22 protein-coding genes are annotated in these 25872 nt (G+C 71.4%); 7 read left to right on the top strand and 15 right to left on the bottom strand.

Annotated features, from left to right (window positions below; translation table 11 throughout):
• Positions 1-434 precede the first annotated feature (434 nt).
• Positions 435-968, top strand: a complete 534-nt coding sequence (locus O7599_RS13225; protein ID WP_281622348.1) for an EF-hand domain-containing protein — start codon at positions 435-437, stop codon at positions 966-968.
• Between the two features lie 152 nt (positions 969-1120).
• On the opposite strand, the gene O7599_RS13220 is transcribed toward O7599_RS13225, so the two are convergent.
• The 4 genes from O7599_RS13220 to O7599_RS13205 form a co-directional block, all read right to left on the bottom strand.
• Positions 1121-2026, bottom strand: a complete 906-nt coding sequence (locus tag O7599_RS13220; RefSeq protein WP_281622347.1) for a class I SAM-dependent methyltransferase — start codon at positions 2024-2026, stop codon at positions 1121-1123.
• Positions 2027-2102: 76 nt separating this feature from the next.
• The gene (locus tag O7599_RS13215) at positions 2103-3209 is read right to left on the bottom strand and encodes an NAD(P)-dependent alcohol dehydrogenase (RefSeq protein ID WP_281622346.1); all 1107 of its coding nucleotides are present in this window, start codon (positions 3207-3209) and stop codon (positions 2103-2105) included.
• Positions 3210-3211: 2 nt separating this feature from the next.
• Positions 3212-4615 carry an aldehyde dehydrogenase family protein gene (locus O7599_RS13210; RefSeq protein ID WP_281622345.1) on the bottom strand — a complete coding sequence of 468 codons (1404 nt, stop codon included), beginning with the start codon at positions 4613-4615 and terminating at the stop codon, positions 3212-3214.
• Between the two features lie 8 nt (positions 4616-4623).
• Positions 4624-5379 carry a (5-formylfuran-3-yl)methyl phosphate synthase gene (locus tag O7599_RS13205; RefSeq protein ID WP_281622344.1) on the bottom strand — a complete coding sequence of 252 codons (756 nt, stop codon included), beginning with the start codon at positions 5377-5379 and terminating at the stop codon, positions 4624-4626.
• A gap of 292 nt (positions 5380-5671) precedes the next feature.
• Between O7599_RS13205 and O7599_RS13200 the strand changes: the two genes are divergently transcribed.
• Entirely contained in the window at positions 5672-6082 is a 411-nt protein-coding gene (locus O7599_RS13200; RefSeq protein WP_281622343.1) for a hypothetical protein, read from the top strand.
• A 109-nt stretch (positions 6083-6191) separates the two neighbouring features.
• On the opposite strand, the gene O7599_RS13195 is transcribed toward O7599_RS13200, so the two are convergent.
• From O7599_RS13195 to O7599_RS13165, 7 genes are all read right to left on the bottom strand, one after another.
• Complete coding sequence (locus O7599_RS13195; RefSeq protein WP_281622342.1) at positions 6192-7343, bottom strand: MFS transporter; 1152 nt, start codon at positions 7341-7343, stop codon at positions 6192-6194.
• Positions 7336-8169, bottom strand: a complete 834-nt coding sequence (locus tag O7599_RS13190; protein WP_281622341.1) for a family 3 encapsulin nanocompartment shell protein — start codon at positions 8167-8169, stop codon at positions 7336-7338. Before O7599_RS13190 ends, O7599_RS13195 begins: the two co-directional genes overlap by 8 nt.
• Before the next feature lie 21 nt (positions 8170-8190).
• Positions 8191-8940, bottom strand: coding sequence for a sulfotransferase family protein (locus O7599_RS13185; protein ID WP_281622340.1), 750 nt, complete (start codon positions 8938-8940; stop codon positions 8191-8193).
• On the bottom strand, positions 8937-9920 hold the full coding sequence (locus O7599_RS13180; protein ID WP_281622339.1) for an aldo/keto reductase: 984 nt from the start codon (positions 9918-9920) through the stop codon (positions 8937-8939). Before O7599_RS13180 ends, O7599_RS13185 begins: the two co-directional genes overlap by 4 nt.
• Before the next feature lie 93 nt (positions 9921-10013).
• Positions 10014-13055, bottom strand: a complete 3042-nt coding sequence (locus tag O7599_RS13175) for an amino acid adenylation domain-containing protein (protein ID WP_281622338.1) — start codon at positions 13053-13055, stop codon at positions 10014-10016.
• A gap of 33 nt (positions 13056-13088) precedes the next feature.
• Positions 13089-14219 carry an FAD-dependent oxidoreductase gene (locus O7599_RS13170; protein ID WP_281622337.1) on the bottom strand — a complete coding sequence of 377 codons (1131 nt, stop codon included), beginning with the start codon at positions 14217-14219 and terminating at the stop codon, positions 13089-13091.
• 362 nt (positions 14220-14581) lie between these two features.
• Positions 14582-15673: a PP2C family protein-serine/threonine phosphatase gene (locus tag O7599_RS13165; protein ID WP_281623367.1), complete on the bottom strand. Its 1092-nt coding sequence runs from the start codon at positions 15671-15673 to the stop codon at positions 14582-14584.
• A 211-nt stretch (positions 15674-15884) separates the two neighbouring features.
• Between O7599_RS13165 and O7599_RS13160 the strand changes: the two genes are divergently transcribed.
• The gene (locus tag O7599_RS13160) at positions 15885-16085 is read left to right on the top strand and encodes a hypothetical protein (RefSeq protein WP_281622336.1); all 201 of its coding nucleotides are present in this window, start codon (positions 15885-15887) and stop codon (positions 16083-16085) included.
• 708 nt (positions 16086-16793) lie between these two features.
• Here the strand turns inward: O7599_RS13160 and O7599_RS13155 are convergent.
• The 4 genes from O7599_RS13155 to O7599_RS13140 form a co-directional block, all read right to left on the bottom strand.
• The gene (locus O7599_RS13155; RefSeq protein WP_281622335.1) at positions 16794-17372 is read right to left on the bottom strand and encodes a hypothetical protein; all 579 of its coding nucleotides are present in this window, start codon (positions 17370-17372) and stop codon (positions 16794-16796) included.
• A 17-nt stretch (positions 17373-17389) separates the two neighbouring features.
• Positions 17390-18307, bottom strand: a complete 918-nt coding sequence (htpX, locus tag O7599_RS13150) for a zinc metalloprotease HtpX (RefSeq protein WP_281622334.1) — start codon at positions 18305-18307, stop codon at positions 17390-17392.
• Positions 18308-18371: 64 nt separating this feature from the next.
• Positions 18372-19151 (bottom strand): PspA/IM30 family protein, encoded by a 780-nt coding sequence (locus O7599_RS13145; RefSeq protein WP_281622333.1) that lies wholly within the window; start codon positions 19149-19151, stop codon positions 18372-18374.
• 231 nt (positions 19152-19382) lie between these two features.
• Entirely contained in the window at positions 19383-20672 is a 1290-nt protein-coding gene (locus O7599_RS13140) for an MFS transporter (protein ID WP_281622332.1), read from the bottom strand.
• Positions 20673-20698: 26 nt separating this feature from the next.
• On the opposite strand from O7599_RS13140, the gene O7599_RS13135 reads away from it, so the two are divergent.
• From O7599_RS13135 to O7599_RS13120, 4 genes are all read left to right on the top strand, one after another.
• Positions 20699-21250, top strand: coding sequence for a CGNR zinc finger domain-containing protein (locus tag O7599_RS13135; RefSeq protein ID WP_281622331.1), 552 nt, complete (start codon positions 20699-20701; stop codon positions 21248-21250).
• A 97-nt stretch (positions 21251-21347) separates the two neighbouring features.
• Positions 21348-22286, top strand: coding sequence for a polysaccharide lyase (locus tag O7599_RS13130; protein WP_281622330.1), 939 nt, complete (start codon positions 21348-21350; stop codon positions 22284-22286).
• Positions 22287-22741: 455 nt separating this feature from the next.
• Positions 22742-24172 carry an endo-1,4-beta-xylanase gene (locus tag O7599_RS13125; protein ID WP_281622329.1) on the top strand — a complete coding sequence of 477 codons (1431 nt, stop codon included), beginning with the start codon at positions 22742-22744 and terminating at the stop codon, positions 24170-24172.
• A 29-nt stretch (positions 24173-24201) separates the two neighbouring features.
• A complete protein-coding gene (locus O7599_RS13120) occupies positions 24202-25575 on the top strand; it encodes an RICIN domain-containing protein (protein ID WP_281622328.1) in 1374 nt (457 codons plus the stop codon).
• Positions 25576-25872: the final 297 nt, after the last annotated feature.

Below are 25872 nucleotides of genomic sequence, written 5' to 3'. Positions count from 1 at the left end.
GCGTGCCGCGAGGTCCTCTTGGCCGAGGCGGCAGGACCTGCCTGACGGCGCGCGCTGCAGCCTGGTCGCCGTGACGGTGGTGCTGCGGTCCACGGCGACCGGGGCCGGCACGTGTCGGCCGCGAAGGGGATCGGTCGAAGCAGTCTGGTTGTCACAGGCGAGGCATCCGACTTGTCACATACGCTCATTCAACAGTCTTTCTGTCACTAAAAGCGAAGATTGAGGGCCTGTGGCTCGTTATGGCCGTTCTAATGGGTCACAGCCGCTACATGTGTGGGGTGGGGAAGGGCGATCGATGCCGCTGACATCGTGGTCGTCCGGTCGCACCAGTGCCGCTGGCAGGAGGTTTTCGTGTGTCCCCACACGGTTGAGTAGAGGCCCTCCTCATTGGCCAAGGCCCGGAATCGTCGGGTCGCAGCAGACGGGTGATGGAAATGCGAGACGAGGCCGCCAAGCGGGTCGAGCTGGTCTTCTCCCTCTTCGACGCCAACAGCAACGGAGTCATCGACTCCGACGACTTCGACCTGATGACGGGCCGTGTTCTGGAGGCGGCGGCCCGTTCGGACGACGGCGCCAAGTCCGCCATCCGGGCCGCGTTCCGCCGCTACTGGACGACGCTGGCCACTGAACTGGACGCCAACGGCGACGGTGTGATCACCGTGGACGAGTTCCGTCCGTTCGTGCTCGACCCCGAGCGTTTCGGTCCCACGATCGCCGAGTTCGCCCAGGCCCTCTCCGCACTCGGTGACCCCGACGGGGACGGCCTGATCGAGCGCCCCCTCTTCGTCTCGCTGATGAGGGCGATCGGCTTCGAGGAGCCGAACATCCACGCCCTCTTCGACGCCTTCGGTCCCGACGCCGAGGACCGCATCACCCCGGCTACGTGGGACGCCGGCATCAAGGACTACTACGCGCCGGACATGGCCGGAATCCCGGGCGACCGGCTGGTGACCGGCCGGGCCGCCTGACATGGTCCGTCAGCGGTTTCCCGGCCGTGGGCGGCACGGCTACGACGTCACCGAACTGCCGGCTCCGTCGGGACGCGCCCCACCGAGCGGAGCCTGCGGCCGGGTCCCCGCCCTCAGCCCTCGTGCGGATGTCGTCGTGAGCGTTGCGGGCGTTACGGCGAGGGCTTGTGCGCGAACACCCACCGGTTTCCCTCCAGCGCATCGTTGGGCTCGGGAAGGGGGCCGCGTCCGTGCCGGCGGCTGTAGTCGAAGGGTGTGTGCGTTGAGGTGGACCAGCCCCTGACCGTCAGGTCGCCCGCCGAGTCGGGTCGTGGCCCCTTGTCGAAGAGGTGGAGCAGGTCGATGCCGATCTGTTCTCGCGTCGCCGTGTAGATGGGGCTGTCGCGGTACGCCTGTAGGTCCTTCTCCAGCTTTGCCTCGAAGGCCAGCGCGCTGCCTGCGGCGGTCAGCCTGTCCACTGTGTCGATGAGGTACGTCTCGGCGGGGCCAGGCAGGTAGAAGAGGAGTCCTTCGGCCAGCCAGACGCTCGGTGCGGCCGGGTCGAAGCCGGCGGTGGTCAGCGCGCCGGCCCAGCCCTCGCACAAGTCGACCGGTACGGGGACGCGCTTCACCTTCGGGGCAGCCGACAGGTCCGTGAGCACTCGGTGCTTGAAGGCCAGCACGCCCGCCCTGTCGATCTCGAAGATGACGCAGCCGGACGGCAGATCCAGCCGGAAGGCGCGGGTGTCCAGCCCCGCTCCCAGCAGGACCACTTGGGGGGCGTTCGCACCGACCGACCGGAGGAGGAAGTCGTCAAGCACCCTCGTCCGCAGGCCGAAGTAGCGGGCGAACCGCCCCCACAGCGGGTTGTCGTCCCCGTCCGGAACCTGCTCGATGCGCACCGGCCAGTCCGCGCAGGCAGGGGCCGCGCGCACGAAGTGTTCCGCGAAGGTGTCCTGGGCCAGGCTGTCGTGGCGGTGGGTCTCGATGGCCCGTGCCGCGGCGACCAGGAGAGCGGTAAGGCCCACACCTCCGTGCACGCCTTCCACGTCTGTGTGCTGGGGCGTTGTGCCTGCCATGCTTCCTCCGTCGGCGGAAGTGGGGATGCGGGGTGCTCACTTGTCGGATGGGGTGCGTGCAGTGCGCGTGCCTCGCTCATCGGTTTGTTCTCTCCGGGAGCAGGACGGGTTTGACGACACGGCCCGCGTCGCAGTCGCGCTCGGCCTCGTTGATGCCGGCCAGCGGGTAGATACGGATCAGCTCGTCGAAAGGGAAGCGTCCTGCCTGCCACAGTCCGATGAGTCGGGGTATCAGTACTCCGGGTACAGCGTCCCCTTCGCAGATGTGACGAATGCTGCGGCCACGGTCGAGCGTGCCCGGTTCGAGCGCCATTGGTTTGTGGAGGCGTGCCACCAGGCCGAGGCTGCCGGTGGGACGCAGGGCCTGGAGCGCCTTGTTGATGAGCGTGGGTGAGGCCGTGGTGTCCAGCGCGTACTGGGCGCCGCCGTCGGTCAGTCGCCGGATCCGTTCGGGCAGGTCGGGTGAGGCGGCGGTCAGGGGGGTCGCGCCGAACCGCTCGGCCGAAGCGAGCCTCTCAGGACACCGGTCGACGGCCACGGTCAGCACACCTGCGGCGGTGGCCGCCATCACCGCGGTCAGGCCCACCGCTCCCGCGCCGAAGACCACGAGGGTGTCGCCGGGACCTGCGCCGAAGGTGTTCAGGACGGCTCCGGCGCCGGTGAGGCAACCGCAACCGAGGGGCCCGAGCAGTTGGAGCGGCAGTGCGGGGTCGACCCGTACGGCGTTACGAGCCGGAACGAGGGCGTACTGGGCGAACGAGGACTGCCCGAACCACCGGGGTGCCAGTGCTTTACCCGTCGCGTCGGTGAGCCGCGGCGGTTCCTCCTTGCGCCCCCCGAAGAGGTTGAGGGAAGCGAAGGAGTCGCAGTAGGCCGGGGCCGCGCCGCGGCAGGTCCGGCAGCGTCCGCAGGAGTCGAAGCTCAGCACGACGTGGTCACCGACGCCGATCGCGGCGTCCGGACCACTCCCCGTCCGCACCACGACCCCGGCGCCCTCATGGCCGAGGATGGCCGGCACGGGGCTCCGGCCGGCGGATCGCCGGACCGCGAGATCGGTCCGGCACATCCCGGTGCCCGCGATCTCGACCAGGATCTCGCCGACGGCGGGCTCTGTCCGCAGAACAACCTCCTCGACGGTGAACGGGTCCTCGTACGAGCGCAGTACGGCTGCCTGGAACCGCATCGTCACCCCTTCTGCGGGCGGTGGACGACGAACGGCCGGAGGTTGCCGTACAGCCCCCACGGCCCGCCCGCGACGCCGACCCCGCTGTCCTTGACACCTGCGAAGGGCTGGGCGAGGGACAGTTCGGCATGATGGTTGACCCAGGCTGTGCCGCATTCAAGCCGCTCGGCCACCGCCTCGGCCCGGTCGAGATCGGTGCCCCATACGGAGCCACCCAGTCCGAAGCCGGTGCTGTTGGCCGCATCCACGGCTTCGTCGAGGCTCCGGTACGGCAGTACCGGCAGAACCGGTCCGAACTGTTCCCCGGTCACCACCGGACTGCCGGGCGGCACGTCGGTGAGGATCGTGGGAGCGAAGAAGTACCCCGCGCCGTCCAGCCGGTGGCCGCCCGCCGCCGCCCGGGCACCGTCCCCCAGGGCCTGCTGTGTGACCTGCTCGATTCGGGCCAGATGCGGGGCGTTGTTGACAGGGCCCAGCCGGGTGTCCGCGTCGAGGCCGGCCCCGACGGCGACGGTCTTCGCGCGCTGGGCGAGGGCTTCGACGACCTCGGCGTGCAGCCGGGTCGGGGCGTAGACGCGTTTGACCGCCATGCAGACCTGCCCGCAGTTGCGAAACGCCGCCCAGAACAGCCGGTCCGCGATCCGGTCCACCTCGACGTCGTCCAGCAGGACGGCAGCGTCATTGCCCCCCAGCTCCAAGGTGACCCGGGCGAGCGAGGCCGCCGCCGCTTCGGCGACCGCCCGCCCGGTGGACACCGAACCGGTGAAGGTGACGTGGCGGATGCCCGGATGGGACGCGAGACGGGCACCGAGGGGTTCGCGGCCGGTGACGACGGTCAGGACGTCCTCGGGCAGGACGGTGGCGAGGACGGAACCGAGCAGCCGGGTGGCCAAAGGGGTGAACGGGGACGGTTTGAGGACCACGGTGTTGCCCGCCGCCAGCGCGGGCGCGAACTTCGCCGCCGCGAGCTGGAGGGGAAAGTTCCACGGCACGATCGCGGCGACGGGCCCGAGCGGTCGCCAGCGGATCTCGCTGCGCACCGGCCGGCCGTCGGCGATCCGCCGGGTTCTGGGGGCGAGGTCGGCGAAGTAGCGCAGGCGGGCCGCCGTACGGGCGACCTCCGCGTACGACTCGGCCAGGGGCTTGCCCTGTTCCCGGGTGAGCAACCGGGCGAGGTCGTCGCCGGCCCCCTCCACTGCGTCGGCCGCCGCGTGCAACGCAGCGGTGCGTGCGACGGGGTCGGCCCGCCACCCGTGCCAGGCCCGGTGGGCCCGCGCGACCACGGCATCCAACTCGTCCGGCTGCTGATCGGGAGCCTCGTCGAAGGCTTCCCCGGTGGCCGGGTCGACGACGGCGAAACGTACGGCCGGGTATCCGGGGACGCGCTCGGCCTCAGAGGTCGGCATGACGGCGGTCAGTGCACGGCGGAGACGCCGACGGTGCGCTCTGGGGCGTGCCGGTCCATCTCCGCCCGGAAGGCGGCCACCAGATGCGGTTTGATCCTTCCGGTAGTGCGGTCACCGCCCTCACAGACCGCTCCCCGCACGCCCACGATGTCCGTACCGATGCGGGTCAGCGGACCGAGGTCGGACTGCGTGACACTGCCCGCGAGGGCCGCGAGCCGACCGGAGGCGTGAGCCAGCCGGACGAACTCCGCACAGACGTCCGGTGGAACGTGGTCGAACAACCGCGTCCCGTCCTTGACGGCGGTGTCGAGCATGGTCGCGTCGGCGCCGGACCGGGCGGCGATGTCGGGCACGGCGAGCGGATTGACGCAGCCGATCCGGTGGGCGTCGGCGTAGCCCGAGGCAACGACGAGCGCGTCCGCGCGGTGATCCTTCACCGCCCGGACGACCGCGCGCATGACCTCGATGCCCTGATCAGGGGTCGTGCATCCATAGAGGCCGACCTTGATGTACGTGGCCCCCGAGACGACCGCGCCGAGCGCAGCCTGGGCCACCGTGCCGGGCTTGTACGGGACATCCCCCACGGTTGCGGACACCGGCTTGTCCGCCGGGACCGCGTCGCGGATCTCGCGGATGACCCAGGGGAAGTTCGCGCCGAGAGAGCCCTCATCAGGCTTCTTGACGTCGACGATGTCGAGGTACTGCGCCGCCTTCGCACAGTCGAGAGCCTCCTCGACACCGTCCGGGGAGATGAGAAGCAGCACCGTGACCTCCTTCGCCGCCGGCCCGCCCGGCCAAGGGACAGGGGACCGCGGATCACCTGGCTGATGTGGGTGCGCTCAATCATTTCCGTCACCCTGAGAAACCGGTAGAGCGCGCAGAGTGCCCTGGGTGCTCATGCCCACGTTCGATGCGCCGTGCATATCGGAGCAAACCGGCCAACAGTCGCCGATTCGCGCGAGCGGACGTGGCGGACGGGGAGTGGGCCCGTGACGGTGCCTCCGGCTCCGCCGCTGCCGGGTGGCGGCTCGTTCGCGTACGGTCATGGTCATGGCGATGACGCGCATCCGATCGTTACTCGTGCCGGCCGCTCTGCTCGCTGCCGCGCTGACCGCGTGCGGCGGCTCGGAGGACACCGCCGGCCGGGGCGAGAAGTCGTCCTCCCCGTCCGCCGACCCGTCCCCGAGCGCGACATCCCGGGAGGCCGTGTGCGTGCGGCTGATCACCTACTGGGCCCACGACCAGCTCAAACCCGGCGGTGGCAGCCAGTCGGACTACCAGCAGAAGGGCCTGTCCGACGGGCAGAACACGATCCTGCTCGACGTCGTCGAACTGGCGAAGAAGGAGCGGCGGGAGAACGGGGACGTCGCGAGCCGGGCGCTGGTCGAGCGCGAGGTGAAGAAGCGCTGCGCGGAGCGGTACGAGGGGGAGGGCACCGACGCCCCGTCCGCCGGCTGGCCCCAGTAGGCGCCGCGGCCACCACCCCGCCGACCGGCCCGTCAAGCGCCCCGGATCCGCACCCCGCTCCCCGCACCCGGCACCCCGCACCCCGTACTCCCGCCCCCGGCCCGGCGGCTCAGGCCGCCGCCGGGTCCCGGGCTCGCGAGCCCCGGGCCGCGGCCGTGCCCGCGTACAGCGAACCCAGCACGGCACCGGCCGCGAGCAGGAACGTCATCGTGTAGCTGACCTCCGCCAGCGCGCCGCCGATCAGCCCGGCCAGGCCGATGGCCACGTCGAAGAACGACGTCACGGCGCCCAGCGCGGCGCCGCGTTCGGACTCCGGCGCGGCGTCGATGGTGATGAGCGCGAGCGCGGGATAGAGCAGCGTGAAGCCGCCGCCGGCGATCAGCGCGCCCAGCGTGGCCAGCCACAGGTCGGAGGCGAAGGCGATCAGCACCATGCCCACCGCCTCCACCGACGCCGAGAACACCACCACCGGCAGCGCGCCGACCCGGTCGGGGATCCGGCCCGCCACCACCCGCACGGTCACGTACGCGACGCCGAACGCGCTGACGACGACGGACCCGTGGGCCACGCCGCGGTCCGTCATCGCCAGCGCCGCGAAGCCCGCCACCATGGCGTAGCCGAAGGAGCCGCAGGCCAGCGACAGCCCCGGCAGAACGGCCGAGCGCGGCAGCAGCTTGCGGGAGACCGGGGCGCCCCGCTCCACCCGGTCGGTGAGCCCGAGGATCACGCAGAACGCGACTGCCGGCAGGACGGCGACCGTCACCCACACCGCGCCGAACGACCCCGCCCGGTAGACCAGTTCGCCCAGCACGGGGCCGAGGGCGAAGCCGCTCCACATGGCCAGCCCGTAGAAGCCGACGATCTGCGCCCGCCGGTCCTGCGGGGCCAGTGACACCGTCCACAGCGATCCGGCCATGAAGAGCATCGCCTCGCCGAGGCCCAGCAGGACCCGCGCCGCGTACAGCCCGGGCAGGCCGAACGGCAGCGCGTACAGGCCGGCGGCGGCCACGATGAGCACCGCGCCGAACAGCATCACGCGGCGGCAGCCGGTGCGCTGGGCGAGCTGCCCCGCGTACGGGCGCACCAGCAGCGCCACCACGCCGGAGACGGTGAAGGTGATGCCCACCTCGAAGGCCGAGCCGTCCAGTTCGTCCGTGACCAGCTTGGGGATCACGGGGATCACCATGCCGACGGCGGTGAACGTGCAGAGCAGCGCGGCGACCAGACCCGAGAAGGTCCGCGCCCACCGTTGTTCAGTCATCCGCCCCTCCCGGGACCACGTGGTAGAAGTGCGTCGGGAGTTGCAGGGCCACGCCCTCGTAGACCTCGGCGCACACCGAGGTGCCCGGTGCGGCGAAGGTGCCGGGCGGCGGCTCCGCCACCTTGATCACGGAGTGGCCTGCCTCCAGCAGCCGCGCCGCCATGGCGAAGTCGCCGACGATCGCGTGGCCGGGTGCCACGTGCCGGTTGCGGCAGATCATCACCTTTTCCCGGGCCAGGTCGGTCAGCAGGTTGCCGGCGCCGACCAGCTCGCCGTAGTAGTCGCGGGGGTTGACGATCATCGCGTGTCCGGTGCCGCCGGTCTGCTCGATCTCGTCGAAGGCGGCCAGCACACCCTGCGTGTACGAGCCGGAGTACGGCAGCGGCGCCAGGTCCGGGTGGCTGAGCAGGCCGACGGTGAGCGCGCGGTTCTCCGCCGTGCCGAGGCGCACCATCAGCCGGCGGTCGACGAACGACGCCAGCGCCGCCGGCTCGTCCACGAGGCGCTCCGGGATCTGGACCCAGCCGGCGATGGGCGCGACGCCGTACGCCGCCGTGTCGAAACGGAAGTCCGCCTCCCGCAGCCGCTCGCCCGCCGCGCCGGACGCGGACCGGCTGGGCCGGGACTCGAACCAGGAGACGAGCGCGTCGGCGTCCACGCGCACCTTGCGGAAGAGGTTGCGCACGGTCAGCCGGGGGCGGTCCGCGGTCGGCTGGAAGGCGTCGCTGAGCGTGAAGTCGAAGCGGACCTCCGCCGCCGGGTCGGTGCGGAAGGCGCGGGCGAACTGCTCGCCGGGGGTGGCGGTACGGATCTCGGTCGCGGGCATGTCTCTCCTCCTGTGCCGGGGTCAGAGCGCGTGTTCGACGAGCCGCTGGTAGTAGGGGAGGTGGTGGTCGTAGTACGCGCGCAGCCGCGCGTCGTCCTCGACGGTGGCCGCGTACCGGGCCCGCGGGGCGGCGAAGCCGGAGCTGGCGCTGGCGTCCAGATGCCAGCGGCGGTTCTGCCGCCACTGGGGAAGCTCCCCGGGCGCCCAGGTCAGCGCGGAGGGCAGGAACGGCAGGCCGGTCGCCGCGCAGTACGCCGCGACCGTGCCGGCCGGGTCGGCGAGCAGTCGCTCGGCGGTGACGACCACGGGCCGGACGCCGGTCGTCTTCCACGCCAGCTCGAACAGTGCCCACTGGTGCTCGTAGCCGACCTCGCGGCAGGCGAACTCCGGCTTGACGGTGTGGTGCGAGGCGATGGTCGCCGCGGGCTCGCGGACGATGAACGTGTGCCGGAAGCCGGCGATCGACTCGGGGTGCGCGAAGAGGTGGGCGTAGTGGTACTCCAGCGTGTCCTTGAAGAACACCCGTTCCGTCGCGCCGAGTTCGGCCAGATGGGCGAGCAGCTCGGCGTACGAGCGCACGGTGGTCGTGCCGCCGCCGGGGCCCGGCACCGCCACCTCGCCGTGGTCGGTGAGCAGCACCAGCGGCTCGTGCACCACGGTGACGTCGCCGCGTTCGGCCATCATGCGCAGAAAGGCGGTGGACACCGAGCGCGGGTGCGCCCACAGGGCGATGACGCCCGCCCGCGCTCCCGCGCCGCCGTCCCCGCTCACATCGACCAGGCCGTGGGCCGCCGGTCCCACCGGTGCCGCCGCAGCTCGGTCAGCAGCCCGGGGTCGAGCGGCGGGGCGTCGGAGACCGCGAGGTTGGCGCGTACGTGGGCGGGTTTCCGCATGCCGGGGATGACCGTGCTCACGGCCGGGTGGTGGAGGATGAAGCGCAGCGCGAGTTCGGGCAGCGTCATGCCCTCGGGGAGCACCTTCTTCAGCGCCTCCGCCCGGTCGACGGTCGGACCCAGGTTGTCGGGACCGAAGTAGACCGCGCGCCAGTCGTCTTCGGGGAACGTCGTCTCCCGGGTGAGCGCACCGGTCAGCCCGCCCTCGTCGAAGGGCACGCGGGCGATGATGCCGATGCCGTCGCGCTGCGCGCGCTCGAACAGCTCGTCCTCCGGCGCCTGGTCGAAGACGTTGTAGATCACCTGGACGACGTCGACGAGGCCGGTGTCGAGGGCCCGCATGCAGTTCTCCGGCTCCCACCGGTTGACGCTGATGCCGAAACCCTCGATCACGCCCTCCGCCTTGAGGTCGGCGACGACCTGCTGCCAGCGCTCGTCCCCGGCCCAGGAGTCCTCCCACACGTGGAACTGCAGCAGGTCGATGCTGTCGGTGCCGAGGTTCTCCAGGCTGCGGTGCACGTACTCGCGCACGTGGTCCGGCGGGAAGACGTCGTCGAGGGTGTCGTCCTTGCCCGGCGGCCACTCGCGGTTGCGCGGCGGCACCTTCGTCGCGGTGTAGAGCCGCCGCTCCGGGTGGCGCTTGAGCAGCGCCGCGAGCAACTGCTCGCTGACCCCTCTGCCGTAGACCCAGGCGGTGTCGAAGAAGGTGCAGCCCAGCTCCACCGCCAGGTCCAGGCAGTCGGGCGCGACGTCGTAGTCCCAGCCGGTGAAGCCGCCGGGGCCGCCGCCGATGCCCCACATTCCGTAGCCGATCTCGCTGACCTGCCAGCCGAGCCGGCCCATGGTCCGATTTCGCACGAGTCCCCTTCCGTGACGCTTCCTTGCAGTTCCGTTCGTCTCCGTCAGGCTGCCGGTGCGGCGGCGAACTCGCCGCGCCGGCCGCCCTCCTGGTCAGCCGGCGAGTGTCGCGCGGTACGCGGCGAACGCCTCGTCGAGCGGGCCGTCGCGCAGCCCGTGGCGCTCTTCCAGCCCGGCGCAGCGGGCGCGGGTGAACAACCGCGGGTTGTCGGTGAGCAGCCGGGCGAAGTCCGGCGTTCCGTCCGCGCGGCCGGCCGGGAGGGAGGTCAGCACGGCGTGCAGCAGGGCTGCTGCCGACCGCTCGTCGGCCGCGGCCGCCGCGGCGAGCGCGGCCGTGAACGCGCGCGGCGGCAGCGGGCGCGGTCCGCCGTCCGCCGCCGGGCCGGCCGGTGACGACCCGACCGCGGCCAGGTCGACGCTTCCCGCGCGGAACACGTGGTAGTCCGCACCCGTCGCCCCCTCTGCCAGTCCCGCGACCAGCCGGGCGGCCGTCTCGTCGACCGGCGTGTAGTCGGTGCGCATCGGCACCGCCGGCCGCAGTCCGAGCTCGTGGAAGGCGGACAGCAGCAGGTGCGTGAGCGCCCGCGGGTTGGGCAGGCCGTTGTCCACGGCGGGCATGATCTCGCCGAGCCGGTAGAGCGTGACCGGCGCGCCCAGCTCGCGCGCCCGCAGCAGCAGTTGCTCCGCCACCAGCTTGGACCGGCTGTAGCCGCTGCCGGGCACCGTCACCCGCCGTGCGTCGGTGCCCTCGCCGAGCCGCGTGCCGGTGTGCAGCGCGTGCCGGTCGAGCACTCCGAGGGTGGACACGTGGTGCAGCGGCTTGGGCCGGCCGGCGAGTGCGAAGCGCAGCACGTGGGCGGTCCCCGCGACGTTGGCGGCGCGGTGGTCACCGTAGCCGAGCAGGAAGTTGACCAGCGCACCGGCGTGCAGCACCGCGTCGCACTCCACCGCGTACCGTTCCCACCGCCGCGCGTGCCAGCCGAAGCGGGGCTGGGCGAGGTCGCCCGCGCGGGCGTCCAGCCGCGGCCCCAGCGCCTCCGCCCAAAGCCCCTGGGCGCGCAGCGCGGCCACCATCCGCTTTCCGGCCTGTACGTCGTCGTGGGCGCGGACCAGGCACACCACCCGGGCCGGCGTGGTCCCGAGCAGCCGGTGCACCACCCGGGAGCCGACGAAGCCGCTGGCCCCGGTCACCAGCACGGTGCGCGGCGGCAGCACCGCGACGGAGCCGGCGGCCCGGGCCGCCGCGCGCGCCAGGTCCGCCGGCAGCAGCGCGTCGTGCTCCATCAGCGCCGACTCCTCCTTCGCGACGGCATCGCCGTCCGGGGCCGGCCGGTGCAGCACGGCGGCGGCCAGCGCGCCGGGGCTGCGGTGCGCGTACAGGTCGGAGACGACCACGGGGACACCGAGCGCGTCGCGCACGGCGATGGTGGCGGCGAGCGCGCTCAGCGAGTCGCCACCGTGGGCGAGGAAGTCGTCGTCCACGCCGAAGTCCGGCAGTCCGAGGATGCCGCGCACGATGTCCGCGACGCGCTCCGCGGGCGGATCGCCGTCGCGGACGCCGGGTCTGCCGCCGGCCGCCAGCTTCTCCGTCACGATCCGGCGCAGCGCCTCCAGGTCGACCTTGCCGTTGTCGCTCAGCGGCAGCGACTCCAGCACGAAGCAGTGCTGCGGCAGGTGGATGCGCGGCAGCACCGACACCAGGTGCGCGCGCAGTGCCGCCGGCGCGGTGCCGTCCTCGGCGGCGGCGGCCACCACCAGCCGGTTGCGCCCGCCCCGCCGCACGGTCAGCGCCTTGGCCTGGATCACGCCTGCGCAGCCCTCGGCGGCGGTCTCGATCTCGGCCGGCTCGATACGCACCCCGTCCACCTTGACCTGCCGGTCCCGCCGGCCGGCGAAGCGCAGCACGCCCGCCTCGTCGAACCAGCCCAGGTCGCCGGTGCGGTAGAGCCGCGGACCGGGGATCCGGGCATGAGGGTTCGGTACGAACGCCTGCGCGGTGCGCGCCGGGTCGTCGAGGTAGCCGGCGCCCACGCAGGCGCCGCCGACGAGGATCTCCCCGGTGCGGCCCGGGGGCAGCGGTGTGAGCCGGTCGTCGGCGACGACCGCGTAGCAGTTGTCGATGGGGCGGCCCAGCGGGATGCTGTCTCCCTCGTCGCCGGCGATGCGGTGGAAGACCATGCCGATGGCGGTCTCCGACGGGCCGTAGCCGTTGGTGATCTCCAGTCCCGGCACCAGCGCGCGCAGCCGGTGCACGGCGTGCGGGATGATCTCCTCGCCGCCGACGACGACGTGGCGCAGCGACGCCACCTTCGCCACCGCCGCGGGCTCCGCCTCCAGCAGGGCGACCAGCATGCCCAGGATCGCGGGCACGAAGTCCGTGACGGTGACGCGGTAGCGGTGGATGATCTCCACCGTCCGCTCCAGGTCCAGGAACTCGCCCTGCTCCGGCACGATCGTGCGACCGCCGGTCGTCAGCGGCCACAGTAACTGCCAGATCGCCGAGTCGAAGGTGTGCCTGCTGTTCTGCAGGACGACCTCGTCACCGGTGGCGGCGAACCAGCGGGTCATGAAGCGCAACCGGTTGGTCAGCCCGCGGTGCACGTTCAGCGCGCACTTCGGCGCACCGGTGCTGCCCGAGGTGAACACGCCGTACGCCACCGTGTCCGCACCCGGCGCCGGCACGTCGGGCCCGCGCCCGCGCGGGCGGATGCGGTCCGCGGCGACCACGTGGGCGCCGTGCTCCACGACCGCGGCGGTCGCCGTCAGTACCAGCGGCGGCCCGGGGCGTACGAGCACGGCGCGCAGGCGCTCCTCCGGCCAGGCGGGGTCGCACAGCGAGAAGGCGGCGCCGAGCTTCGTCAACGCCACCATGCACAGCGGCAGTTCGAGGCTGTTGCCGAGGACGACGGGCACGACGTCTCCGGCGCGCACCCCCGCTTCGGCGAGCTCGGTGGCCAGTCCGTTGGCGAGCGCGTCGAACTCCGCGTACGTGAGCGTGGTCTCCGTCGCGCCGCGGAAGGTGACGGCGGGGCGGTCCGGGGTGCGGGCACACTGCTGTTCGATGAGGGTGGTCACCGGGCGGTACGGGCCGTGGTCGGCTCGTCCGCCAGCCAGGTGCCAGTTCGTTTCCGACATATCCAGCAAGCTCTCTCCCGGAGGGGTTGGGGGTCAGAGCGGTGCCGTGCGGGTGCGGACCGGAGTGACGTCCGCGACGAGCGGGAGCAGTTCCGGTGGTGGTGCGTCCTCGGCGGCCAGGGCGGCGAGCAGGGCGCCGGCCGCGGGGGCCGTCTGGATGCCGTAGCCACCGAGTCCGGCGAGCCAGCAGAACCCCGGCGCGTCCGGGTCGGGCCCGATCACCGGGGTGTCGTCGGGCGCGGCGGTGCGCAGCCCCGCCCAGGCGTGCGACACGTGCCGCAGCGGGAGGGCGACCATCGCCTCGAACCGTGCGATCGCGAGCGCCACGTCGGCCTCGTCGTGGCGCACCGGACCCGGCGCCGTCGGTGTCGCGTCGGCGGGGGAGAGCAGCAGACCGCCGGGCTCGGGGCGGGCGTAGAAGGTGTCGGCGACGTCGGTGACCATGGGCCAGCCCGTGACGTCGTGGCCGTCCGGCACCCGGGCGAGCGCGGCCGTACGGCGGTACGGGACGAGCCCGGCCGGCGGCACACCGGCCAACTTCGCGACGCCGTCGGCCCATGCGCCCGCCGCGTTGACGACGAGCGGCGCGGAGAAGTCGCCGGCCGGGGTGGCGGCGTGCCACCGGCCGCCGCGCCGGACGAGCCCCGTGACCCGGGCACCGGTCACCACCGTGCCCCCGGCGGCCCGCAGCCCGCGCAGGAAGCCCTGGTGCGCGGCGTCCACGTCGACGTCGCAGGCCCCCGGCTTGTGGAGCGCCCGGTCGAACGCGCCGGGGCGGAGCAGCGGGCACAGCCCGAGCGCCTCCTCGACGGTCAGTTCCACGGCGGGCTGCGGCGCGCCGGCCCCCGCGGCCTTCGCGGCCGCGAAGGCCGCGGCGGTCTCCGGGGTACCGAGGGCGAGGACGCCGCGTGGCGTGAGCAGCGGGCCGGCGGCGAAGCCGGTGGGCGGCGTCGCGTAGAAGACCCGGCTGTGCACGGTGAGCGCCCGCACCGCCGCGTTGCCGAAGTACTCGCTGAACAGCGCCGCGGAGCGCCCGGTCGCGTGCATCCCCGGAACCCGCTCCGCCTCCAGCAGCGTCACCCGGCGGCTGCCGGACCGCCCGGCGAGAGACCACCCCGCCGCGGCACCGGCGATGCCACCCCCGATGACCAGGACGTCAGCCACCGGTGCCCGCCCCACCCGGTCCCACCGGACCCGCGACAGCGGACGACACCGGCTTCCGGCGGACCGGCGGCGCCGGCCGTTCCGTCCCTGGCGTGCCGAGCGTTCCCCCTGCGCCCACAGCAGCGTCCCTTCGTACGTAAGGACGAATACGGCGGCAGAGACTAGGGGAGGGCCCTGGGAGGCGGTAGCCCGGCCGAGTGGCCAATTTCTTGTGCGGACAGCGGACTTGACAGCAACCGGAGCACAGGAATCCGTCCGTGACAGGCCGACGGATCCGAACGACGACGACCGGCACATGGCCGGGGCCGCCCGGCCCGGCGCCGACGGCCTCGGTCGCCTCGGCCCCGAGGGTGCGATGGCCGTTACGCCTGCTGGGCGGCGTCTTCTCTTCGGTACCGCAGGAGCAGCATGGCGGCGTCGTCCTGGAGCGGTCCGCCTACGTAGTCGATCAGGTCCTGGCGAACGGCCGCCAGTGCTGTGTCGGCGTCGGCGTCCCTGAGGAGCGGGGTGGACCTGGTGAGGGAGTAGAAGGCGCCTTGTTCGTTGCGTGCTTCCGTAACGCCGTCTGTGTAGAAGAGGATCTGGTCGCCCGGACTGAAGGGGTGCACGTGTGGTCGGGGCGGTGCAGTGCCGTGCATGCCGAGGCCAAGGGGGAGTGCGCGTGCGGGTGGTTCGAGCAGGCGGGTGTCCCCGTCGCTCCGGACCGCCAGCGGTGCGGGGTGTCCGTAGTTGAGCAGGGTCACGGCCGGTTCGTCGCCGATCTCCGCCATGATCGTCGTGACGAACTTCTCGGAGGGCAGTTGGCGGTCAAGTGCCCGTTCGACACGTTCGCCGACCGCCTGGAGGTCCGGTTCGTCGTACGCCGCCTCGCGGAAGGCGCTGAGCACCACCGCCGCGGCCTCCACCGCTTCGAGTCCCTTGCCCTGTACATCGCCGACGATCACCCGTACCCCCGCCGGTGACGTCACGACCTCATACAGGTCGCCTCCGATCCTGGCGTCGGCGACCGCGGAGGTGTACGAAAGTGCGATCCTCAGTTTTCCGGCGGCCAGCGGCACGGGCCGCAGCAGCACACGCTGGGCCGTCTCGGCGATCGAACGCACGTTGGCCAGCTCTGCTTCTCTCGCCTGTCGCATCCGAACGGCCGCCAGTCCGGCAGCGGTGACCGCGACCACCGAGAACATTGCGGTGTACCCGCGGCGGTCGCCGAGCAGCCCGTTGTACTGAGCGAGCGCCGCACAGAGCAGCAGCGCCAGTGCCCCGATCAACGCCGTGCGCCGCCATCCGCCGACCAGGCCGGCGAACGCGGGGCCCAGGGACACCAGCGGCAGGTAGCCGACTTCCGGGCCGGCCGAGATGTCCACCACCGCGACGACGGTCATGACGGCGTAAGGCAGCGCTGAAAGCACAGCGCGGACGGGCGTGGCCGGTTTGGGGCTCTGCGGCTCGTTCAGGGCTTCCCCTCTCCCTTGCGGAATCGCTCGGCACCCCACGGCGAACATCACCGGCCACGCTAGGCAAACCGACTCTTCGACTCTATACACCCGCCACCGCCGTTATCGATCTGCAGTGATCTCATGCCCGGACGTCATTCGGTCCAGCGGTGCCGAGGAGGCGGGGGAACGGGCAGGAACCTGTCCTCGATTCGTCGCCCGCAATCGGCCAATGACCCGGGCCGACGCCACCAGGATCGGGCACGAGGAACTCCACGCCGCGTGCGACGACTTCGCCGGCTCCTGGGACTACGGATTCAGCCAGCTCTCGAAGATGACCAAGGGCGTTTCGTCGTTCTCCAATACGGCGGCCGACGAGTTCGCAAAGCTGGACGAGAAGCTCTACGACGAGCTGATGGGCAAGGGCGGCTGAGCGGGAGCCTTCATGCGGATGCGACGACACCTGCGCAGGATGCTGGAGGAGGGCGACGCGCTGGGGGAGTTCAACACGCCGATCCCGTGGCCGTCGGTCTGGCTCTTCGCCAAGTTCGCCTACTGCGCCGAGCAGTTCGGCTACCGCTATGCCGGGCTCGCCACCGGTGTCCCCGCCGATCTGCGGCCGCCGCTGCACACGTTCCGCCGTCTCCCCGACGCCGGCCGCCGCGCCGAGCGCACCGGCCGTGACTATCCCCGCGCGCTCCGGGGCGGCCGGCTGCCCGGCATGTACCCCTGGCCCGTACCGCTGATCGCCCGCGGGCCCGCCCGGCGTGAGGTCCGGCTGCTGCACGCCCGGATCAAAGCCGACTACTTCGGCGTGGTGGGGTGGGAGCCCGTACGAGGGCTGGTCTTCAAGGTCTTCGCGGTCGTGATGGTGGCCGTTCTGGTGAGTGGGGGCATCGGGGAGCCGCTGGTGTTCGTCGCCGCCGGGGGTCTCGCCGCGGTGCTGACCCTGCTGATCACCTTCTCCCAAGGTGTTCATGCGCAGGCGCCGCGCGTCGTACCTGCGGCTGCCGGCGCGCGAGGGGATTCAGTGGCCGCCGGTGACAGCACCACCGGAGCGCTGAGCCGCCTCGCTGCCCTCGTCGTCCTGCTCTTCCGGGCTGTCGAAGCCTCAAGTTCTTCGAGTAGTCTCCCCGCCCCCTCACAGGCCGGGGGCGCCCCACAGCGGGAACCAGCGGCTCAAATCCTGCTCGATGCGCAGGTCGTCCTTGACGACCGCCTTGACCTGGAGTTCCAGCGGGTTGTCGCGCTTCTCGCCGGGCAGCGGAGCGAAGGGGTAGAAGGTGCCGCGCTTGTAGAGGTAGACCAGCGCCATGGGGCGCAGCTCGGTGTCGCGGAAGGAGACCAGGGAGCAGAGGAGCTGTGGACCGAAGCCGCTGTCCTGCAACGACGTGTTCACCGCGTGCAGGTCCCCCACCAGCCCGGGCAGGCCGCCGGGATCGCGGCGGGAGAGCAGCCAGGAGTATCCGTACTCGTCGCGGCTGAACTCCACCGGCACGCCGGCCCGCTCGGAGTCCGCGTCCAGCAGGGCCCGTACCTCCTGCTGGACCTGCGCGAAGGCCCCGCCCTCGATGGAGGCGAAGCAGACCGAGCCCGTGCCGGTCGGGGTGAAGCCGATGGCCGCCTGGAGCGTGATCGCCGCGGAGGGGAGTCCGAAGAGCTGGTCCAGGTCGGGCCTGACCGGCTTGGACCGGCCGAACAGGGAGTCCAGGAAGCCCACGAGGTCTCAGCTCCTTCTCACGGCGTCCCGCCGCCGCCCGGTTCGCCCAGCTCGGCGGAGATCTCCGCGAGGGCGTCGAGGCGGCGTTCGAGGCTGGGGTGGGTGGAGAAGAGGTTGGCCACCGCGGTGCCGGGACCCAGGGCGGGGGTGAAGAAGAAGGCGTTGAACGCCTGGGCGGTGCGCAGATCCCGGGTGGGGATACGGGCGATGTCCCCGCTGATCTTGGTGAGGGCCGAGGCCAGCGCGGAGGGCTTCGCGGTCAGCATGGCTCCGGCGCGGTCGGCGGCCAGCTCGCGGTAGCGCGACAGCGCGCGGATGAGCACGAAGCTGAGCGCGTAGACGAGCGCGGAGACCGCCATGACCGCGGCGAGGACGACGACGGTGTTCTGGTCGCGGCTGCGTCCGCCGAACAACTGGGAGTAGAAGGCGAAGCGGACGACGAGTCCCGCGATCACCCCCAGGAACGAGGCGATGGTGATCACCGCCACGTCGCGGTGCGCTATGTGCGAGAGCTCGTGGGCGAGGACGCCTTCGAGCTCCTCGGTCGTCAGGCGGCGCTGCAGGCCGGTGGTGACGCAGACGACGGCGTGGTCGGCGTTGCGGCCGGTGGCGAACGCGTTCGGCAGGTCCATCTCGGACACGGCCACCCGGGGTTTGGGCATGTCCGCGGTGGCGCACAGCCGGTCGATGATGCCGTGCAACTGGGGTTGTTCTTCGGCCGTGACGAATCTGCCGCGCATCGCGTACAGGGCGATCCGGTCCGAATACCAGAACTGCGCGGCCAGCAGCCCGGCGGCGATGACGAGCACCAGGACGACGGACTTGAGCAGGACGATCAGCGCGGCAACGAATGCCACGTACACCAGCCCGAGCAGGAACATCGTGACCACCATGCGGGTGGTCAACTGCCGATCGGGTGCAAAGCGGCTGCGCATCAGTCCTCACCCCGGGTCAGGCCATCGTCGGTCAGCAGGTGCCCCACCTGCGGAATCCGAATGATCATGACGGCGCCTCCTCGTCGTGACCGCCCTTCGTCGCACCGGGACCCCCTGTCACCCCCGGGCCGGGAGCGGCGGGGAGCTGCGCCTTCATCCGGGCCAGCTCGATCTCCACATCCTGATCCGCACTCATGTGCTCAAGCTCGACCTGGATGTCGTCGTCCCCGCCGGCCGGCTTCGTGGCATCCTCCAGCGCGCCGGAGGCGATCAGCTCGTCCAGCGCACCGGCGCGCGCCTGCATCTGCTCGGTCTTGTCCTGGGCCCGCTGGACGGCGAGGCCGACATCGCCCAGCTCCTCACCCACGCCGCTCACGGCCTCGGTGATCCGGGTCTGGGCCTCGGCCGAGGTGTAGGTGGCCTTGACCGTCTCCTTGCGGGTACGGAACGAGTCGACCTGCGCCTGAAGGCGCTGTACGGCCAGGCCCATCTTCTCCTCCTGCGCCTGCAACTCTGTCTGCTGCTCCTCAAGCTCGGTGATCTTCGAGGCCGCGGTGGTCCGGCGGGTGAGCGCCTCGCGGGCCAGGTCCTCCCGGCCGGCCGCGAGCGCCTGCTGCGCCTGGTCCTCCAGCCTGCCCGTGGACTGCCGCAACTGGTCCGCCCGCAGCTCGACGCCCTTACGGCTGGTCGCGACGTCGGCCAGGCCGCGCCGAACCCTCTGCAGCATCTCCAGTTGCCGCTCGTACGAGTAGTCCAGGACCTCGCGCGGGTCCTCGGCGCGATCGAGGGCCTTGCCGGCCTTGATCCTGAACAGGGCGCCGATACGGTGAGTGATGCTGGTCATGACGACCGCCTTCCTCTCGCCTCTCGACTCCGGCCGGTACGCGGAGACCGGCCGGGCGGTTGCGCATGCGCGCGCGGTGGCGCCTGCCGCGTAGGGTCACAACCCCGACCACGGCACTTCCATTGTCCCGCACCGTCCGGGTCCGGCACCTCCGGCGGCCCGCAGGCGCTCGTAGCTCCGGTTGATCACCCTCCGCCGGGCGCCCCGGCTTCGCCTTGAGCGGCAATGACGTCACACAGAGTGATAACTGCTGCCGGGGTCCTGGACGCGGCGTTCCGCCTTCGCCGTGACCGCCAGGGCGACGGCCGTCAGCAGCGCCAGCAGTGCCCACGCGGGTGTGAAGCTGCCGGTGAGGTCGACCAGCAGACCGAGTGCGGGCGGCATCGTGACGATGGCGACCTGGTTGACGGACATGGCCAGACCCAGGGCGAAGCCCGTCTTTCCCGGCGGCGCCGCTTCGGTCACGTAGGCGACCCAGGGGCCGTACCAGCCGAAGCCGAAGAAGCCGAGCCAGACGAAGACGACCGAGGCGGCGACCGGCGCCCGCCCGGCCGGCGTCGTCAGCACGACGAGCCCGGCGATCACCGCGACCATGCAGACCAGCACGATGGTGTAGCGCCCCGAGCCGCTCCGGTCGCTCCAGGCCGCCAGGCAGATCCGGCCCGCCACGCCCGCGCCCTGGGCCGCCACCAGGATCAGCGCCGCCCGTCCGGCGCCGACCGAGGACGTGTGGTGGAGGTGGAGCACCGTCAGGATGCCCACTCCATACTGCACCGAGATCAGGCTGGTCCCCGACAGCATGACCTTCACCGTGGACGGTTCCCGGACCATGCGCAGCCGCATACGGAGTTGTGCCGCGACCGTGTCCGACGGCTCCCCGGCTGTCGGCGCGGGCGGCGCGGACGGCGCGGGCGGCACGGGCGGGCGACGGTAGCAGGCCAGGAAGAGCCCGGCTCCGAGCAGCGCGACGAAGCCGCCGGTCAGCAGTGTCGCCCGCCAGCCGAACTCCTCGGCGACGAGCGGGAGTGCCGCGGAGGCGAGCGCCGCGCCCAGGGGCAGTCCCGCCTGCCGGATGCCCATCGCGAGTCCCCGCTGTGAAGCGCCGAACCAGGACGCCACCGACTTGCTCCCGCCCGGCTGGACGGTGCTGTACCCCGCTCCGGCCACCAGGAGGGCGATCAGCAGTGCCGCGTATCCCGGCGCCAGGCTCCCCACGCCCAACGCCACCCCGACCACGCCGGCTCCGATCCCGACCACCCAGCGCTCGCCGTAGCGGTCCAGGAGCTCTCCGGCCACGAGCAGCCCGGCCAGGGGTACGAGCTGGGCCGCCGAGACCAGCAGGCCCAACTGCGCCGTGCTCAGGTCCAGGGCGCGCTGCAGGTGGACGCCGAGCGCTCCGAGGCCGCCCACGAAGAAGCCGGCTGCGGCCTGGGTGAAGGTAGCGACGCCCAGCACGGTCCAGCGGTAGCGCCACGGGTCACGAGCCCGGAGCCGGGCAGGTCCGACGGAGTGTCGTGTCATGCCGGGAACACTGCTGTAATGGTCTTATGCACCTCAACCCTTACGGCGAGGATGCGGTGAACCTGGCCGCTGACCTGGCCGACCGCCGCCCCGAGAGCGCGGACGAGCTGGCAGACCGATGCCGTGCCGCCGGCCTCGTGCTGGAGCGCCCCGTGGCACCGGACGACCTCGACCGTGCCCACGCCGCGCTGGACACCTGGGAGCAGGTCGTCGACGCCGCCGAAGAGCAGGAGCGCGCCGATCTGCTGAACCGGATGCTGGCGGAGGCCGCCGCCTACCCGCGACTGACCTCCCACGCCGGCACCGGCTGGCACCTGCACTACCGGGACGCGGAACAACCGCTCGGTTCCGTCCTGTTCACCCTGTTCGCGGTCGGCACCGCGCTGCATCTGGCGAACCGGGGGATGCACCGGCTGCGGCGGTGCGAGGCGGCCGCGTGCGACACCGCCTTCGCCGACACCTCGCGCACGGGGCGGCAGCGGTACTGCTCACAGCGCTGCGCCAACCGCGACGCGGTGCGCAGGCACCGGGCGCGGGCTGCGGCCCCTTCGTCTGACGCTGCCCGCCGTCAGCCCTGAGCCAGGAGTTCATCGCCGGAACAATGCCGCGCCGGCTGACCTGATCCGGTACACCTGTTCCATCGTTCATCCCCCACCGATCCGGAACGAGGAACGCATGAACCCGAGAACGCGCAAGCCGAGAACGCGCAAGGCGAAGAAGCTGGCACTCAGCACCGCCGTGGCCACGGCGCTGCTCGTGCCCGCGGTGCTCTACCCGCAGTTCGCGTCCGGCTCTCCCACCGACCCCGCGCGTGCGGCGACGTACAAGGAGAACACCTTCGAGGGCCCGGCCGCGGGCGGTCCGTACTCGCTCGGCGAGTGGGCCGAGGACGGCTGGACCGCACCCTGGGAGCTCGGCATGGACGAGCGCACCCTGGTCGACGACACCACTGCGGCCCACAGCGGCGACAAGTCCCTGCGGGTGCTCTACCCGGAAGGCGGGATCGGCCCCGAGGACTCGGGTGCGCAGGCGCCGTTCGCGCTGGACAGGGCGCGCGAGTACTACCTGTCCATGTGGGTCAGGTTCGACGAGGACTTCAGTTGGGGTACGAGTCAGTACGCCGGTAAGACCGGCCTCGGGCTCGCGGGCGGCAAAGCCTGCTCCGGCGGCCAGGTCTGCGACGGCACCAACGGGTTCAGCTCCCGCTTCATATGGCGCCGGGCCGACGGCGAAGCGGCGCTGTACTACTACCACATGGACCACGAGGACACCTACGGCGACTACGTCGCGCTGGAGAAGAACGGCTCGGTCATCCGGTGGCCGAAGGGCGAGTGGGTGAACGTCGTGCAGCGGGTCAAGGTCAACTCCGTCACCGACGGCCGGGCCAACCGCGACGGTGAGATCGAGGTCTTCTACAACGGCGAGCCCGCCGCCGAGGTGACCGGCCTGCGCTTCGTGACCAACGGCGACCTCGTCGACAAGGCGTACTTCGCCAGCTTCGCCGGCGGTGCCACCGCGGAGTTCGCGCCGCGGAACGACAGCTACGTCTGGTACGACGACGTCAAGGTCTCCACGGACCCGGCGGACATCTGCGAACTCACCGGCTGTTCCTGACCGCCCGGTCCCCGTGCCGGGCAGGGAGCCTCTCGAAAATGTTTCGATAGATTCCCTGCATGTTTCGATGCCGCAAGCTGGAAATGCGGCGCCTTCCTGTCAAGATCTGTCGTCGAACTGTCCGTAAACGGCGCCTAGCGTCCGTGCGTCGCTCCGGCTCCCGCCCCGCCCGAAATTTTCGTGCTGCTAGCGGAAACTTTTCCTGCGGGAGGTGTTGACGATCCACCGTCAATCCCTCAATCATCCACGTCTGAGGGGCTGGTCATAGTTCGGTATTTCGAACCTCGTCGGCCCTGAGTACCTGTGCCACCCCGTTTTGTCCGGGGGAGGTTCGCACCAGCGCGTCCTGGCTCTTCGCGCAGTCGGAGAGGTACGCGACGCGCCGCGGCGCTCCCCGGCCGAGCGGATGCTCCTGCGCTTCAGTCCTTCCGTGATCTCTACCCTGGAGGCAAGTCATGGGCGCGTACGCCCTTTCCAGACCCGTTCTCCGCCGGAAGCTCCGCGGCCTGCTGTGGGCGCTGGTCGTCGGCGTCCTCGGTGCGGTCGCCACGCTGGTCCCGCCGCCGCCCGCGCACGCCGCCGAGAGCACGCTCGGCGCCGCGGCGGCGCAGAGCGGCCGTTACTTCGGCACCGCCATCGCCTCGGGCAGACTGGGCGACTCGGCTTACACGTCCATCGCGAGCCGCGAGTTCAACTCGGTGACGGCCGAGAACGAGATGAAGATCGATGCCACCGAGCCGCAGCGGGGCCAGTTCAACTTCAGCGCCGGTGACCGCGTCTACAACTGGGCGGTGCAGAACGGAAAGCGGGTGCGCGGCCACACCCTGGCCTGGCACTCCCAGCAGCCCGGCTGGATGCAGAACCTCAGCGGCGGCACGCTGCGCCAGGCGATGATCGACCACATCAACGGCGTGATGGCCCACTACAAGGGCAAGATTGCCGAGTGGGACGTCGTGAACGAGGCCTTCGCCGACGGCAGTTCGGGAGCCCGGCGCGACTCCAACCTGCAGCGCACCGGCAACGACTGGATCGAGGTCGCCTTCCGCACCGCCCGCGCCGCCGACCCGGCCGCCAAGCTCTGCTACAACGACTACAACATCGAGAACTGGACCTGGGCCAAGACCCAGGCCGTGTACGCCATGGTCCGGGACTTCAAGCAGCGCGGCGTACCGATCGACTGCGTCGGGTTCCAGTCGCACTTCAACAGCGGCAGCCCCTACAACAGCAACTTCCGCACCACGCTGCAGAGCTTCGCCGCCCTCGGCGTCGACGTGTCCATCACGGAACTCGACATCCAGGGCGCCTCTCCCACGACCTACGCCAACGTGACCAACGACTGCCTGGCCGTCCCGCGCTGCCTGGGCATCACCGTCTGGGGTGTGCGCGACACCGACTCCTGGCGAGCGGAGCAAACCCCTCTGCTGTTCAACGGTGACGGCAGCAAGAAGCCCGCCTACACCGCCGTCCTCAACGCACTCAACGGCGGCTCCACCACACCGCCCGGGGAGGGCGAACAGATCAAGGGCGTCGGTTCGGGCCGCTGCCTGGACGTGCCGAACGCCAGCACCACCGACGGCACCCAGCTCCAGCTCTGGGACTGCCACAGCGGTACCAATCAGCAGTGGACCTCCACCGCCGCCGGCGAGCTGAGGGTCTACGGCGACAAGTGCCTGGATGCCGCCGGCACCGGCAACGGCGCCAGAGTCCAGATCTATAGCTGCTGGGGCGGCGACAACCAGAAATGGCGCCTCAACTCCGACGGATCCGTCGTCGGCGTCCAGTCCGGCCTCTGCCTCGACGCCTCCGGACCCGGCACCGCCAACGGCACCCCGATCCAGCTCTATTCCTGCACGAACGGCAGCAACCAACTCTGGACCCGCACCTGAGGAGATCTGTCGAACGAAAGGGTGAATCGATGAAGACCTACGGTGCGGCTTCCTCCGCCCCGCCACGAAGTCATCGCTGGTGGTCCCGGATCGCCGCCGTGGTGGCGACGACGGCCCTCGCGATCGGCATGCTCGCCGTGGTGAACCCGCCGCCCGCCGAGGCGGCGACGGTGGACACCAACGCCTGGTACGTCCTGGTCAATCGCAACAGCGGCAAGGCGCTGGACGTCTCTGAAGTGTCCACCGCCGACGGCGCGCGGGTCAGCCAGTGGACGCGCCACGACGGAGCCAACCAGCAGTGGCAGTTCATGGACTCCGGTGACGGCTTCTACCGCCTCAAGGCCCGGCATTCGGGCAAGGTCCTCGACGTGGCCGGCGTCTCGACCGCCGACGGGGCCGCGATCCAGCAGTGGACCGACCACAACGGGGCCAACCAGCAGTTCCGCCTGGCCGACTCCGACGCGGGCCACGTCCGGCTGATCAACCGCAACAGCGGCAAGGCGATGGAGGTGCAGGGCGGCTCCACCGCGGACGGCGCCAACGTCGTCCAGTACACCGACGGGGGCGGCCCCAACCAGCAGTGGCAGATGATCAAGCTGTCGTCGGGCGGCGACGGTGGATGCGGCAGCGCCCCGACCCTGACCAGCGGTACGCACACGATTCAAAGCGGCGGCAAGAGCCGCAGCTTCATCCTCAGGGTCCCCGCCAACTACGATAACAATCACCCCTACCGGCTGATCTTCGCGTTCCACTGGCGGGGCGGAACCGCCGGCGACGTCGCCTCGGGCGGGACGAGCGGGACCGCCTGGTCCTACTACGGCCAGCAAGAACAGTCCAACAACAGCGCGATTCTCGTCGCCCCTCAGGGCCTCGGAAACGGCTGGGCCAATTCGGGCGGTGAGGACGTCACTTTCGTCGACGACATGATCACGCGAATCGAGGGCGGCCTCTGCGTCAACCCGGCACAGCGTTTCGCCACCGGATTCAGTTGGGGCGGCGGCATGAGCTACGCGCTCGCATGCAGCCGGGCGAACGACTTCAGGGCCGTCGCGGTCATATCCGGCGCCCAGATCAGCGGGTGCAGCGGCGGTACTCAGCCCATCGCCTACTTCGGAATCCACGGCATCAGCGACTCCGTCCTCAACATCGCGCAAGGGCGGTCCCTGCGCGACAAATTCGTCAGCAACAACGGCTGCACCCCGCAGAACCCGGGCGAGCCCGCACCGGGCAGCCGCACGCACCTCACCACCGCGTACTCGGGCTGCAGCGCCGGACACCCGGTCCAATGGGCCGCTTTCGACGGCGGTCACATACCCGGTCCTGTCGACGGCTCCACCGGCGAAAGCGGCGTCACCACCTGGACCAAAGCAGAGATATGGAGGTTCTTCGCACAGTTCCAGTGACACGCCCGCCCTCCGGAGTGGAGTCGGGACAGACCCCGGCTCCACTGCCGGTGTGCTCACCCGGCCCGCTGCCCGCTCCCGCGGGGCGCCGCACCGCAGGCGTTCCTGCCGGAGCGAAGCGTGCCGTGAGCCGGATCCGGGTGGTGGTGTGCGACGACGAAGCGGTTGATCCGCGAAGCGCTGGTCAAGCTCGTCAACGTCGCCCCCCGGCAGTCCTGATCGCGCGCACGTCCCATCGACCGCTGTGGGTTGCGTCCGGGACCGTCCTACGGAGTTCCTCCTGTGATCGGCATCGCG

Origin of the sequence: Streptomyces sp. WMMC500 (genome assembly GCF_027497195.1) — a bacterium.
Taxonomy (GTDB): domain Bacteria; phylum Actinomycetota; class Actinomycetes; order Streptomycetales; family Streptomycetaceae; genus Streptomyces.
This window is presented reverse-complemented; position numbering and strand designations above follow the sequence as displayed.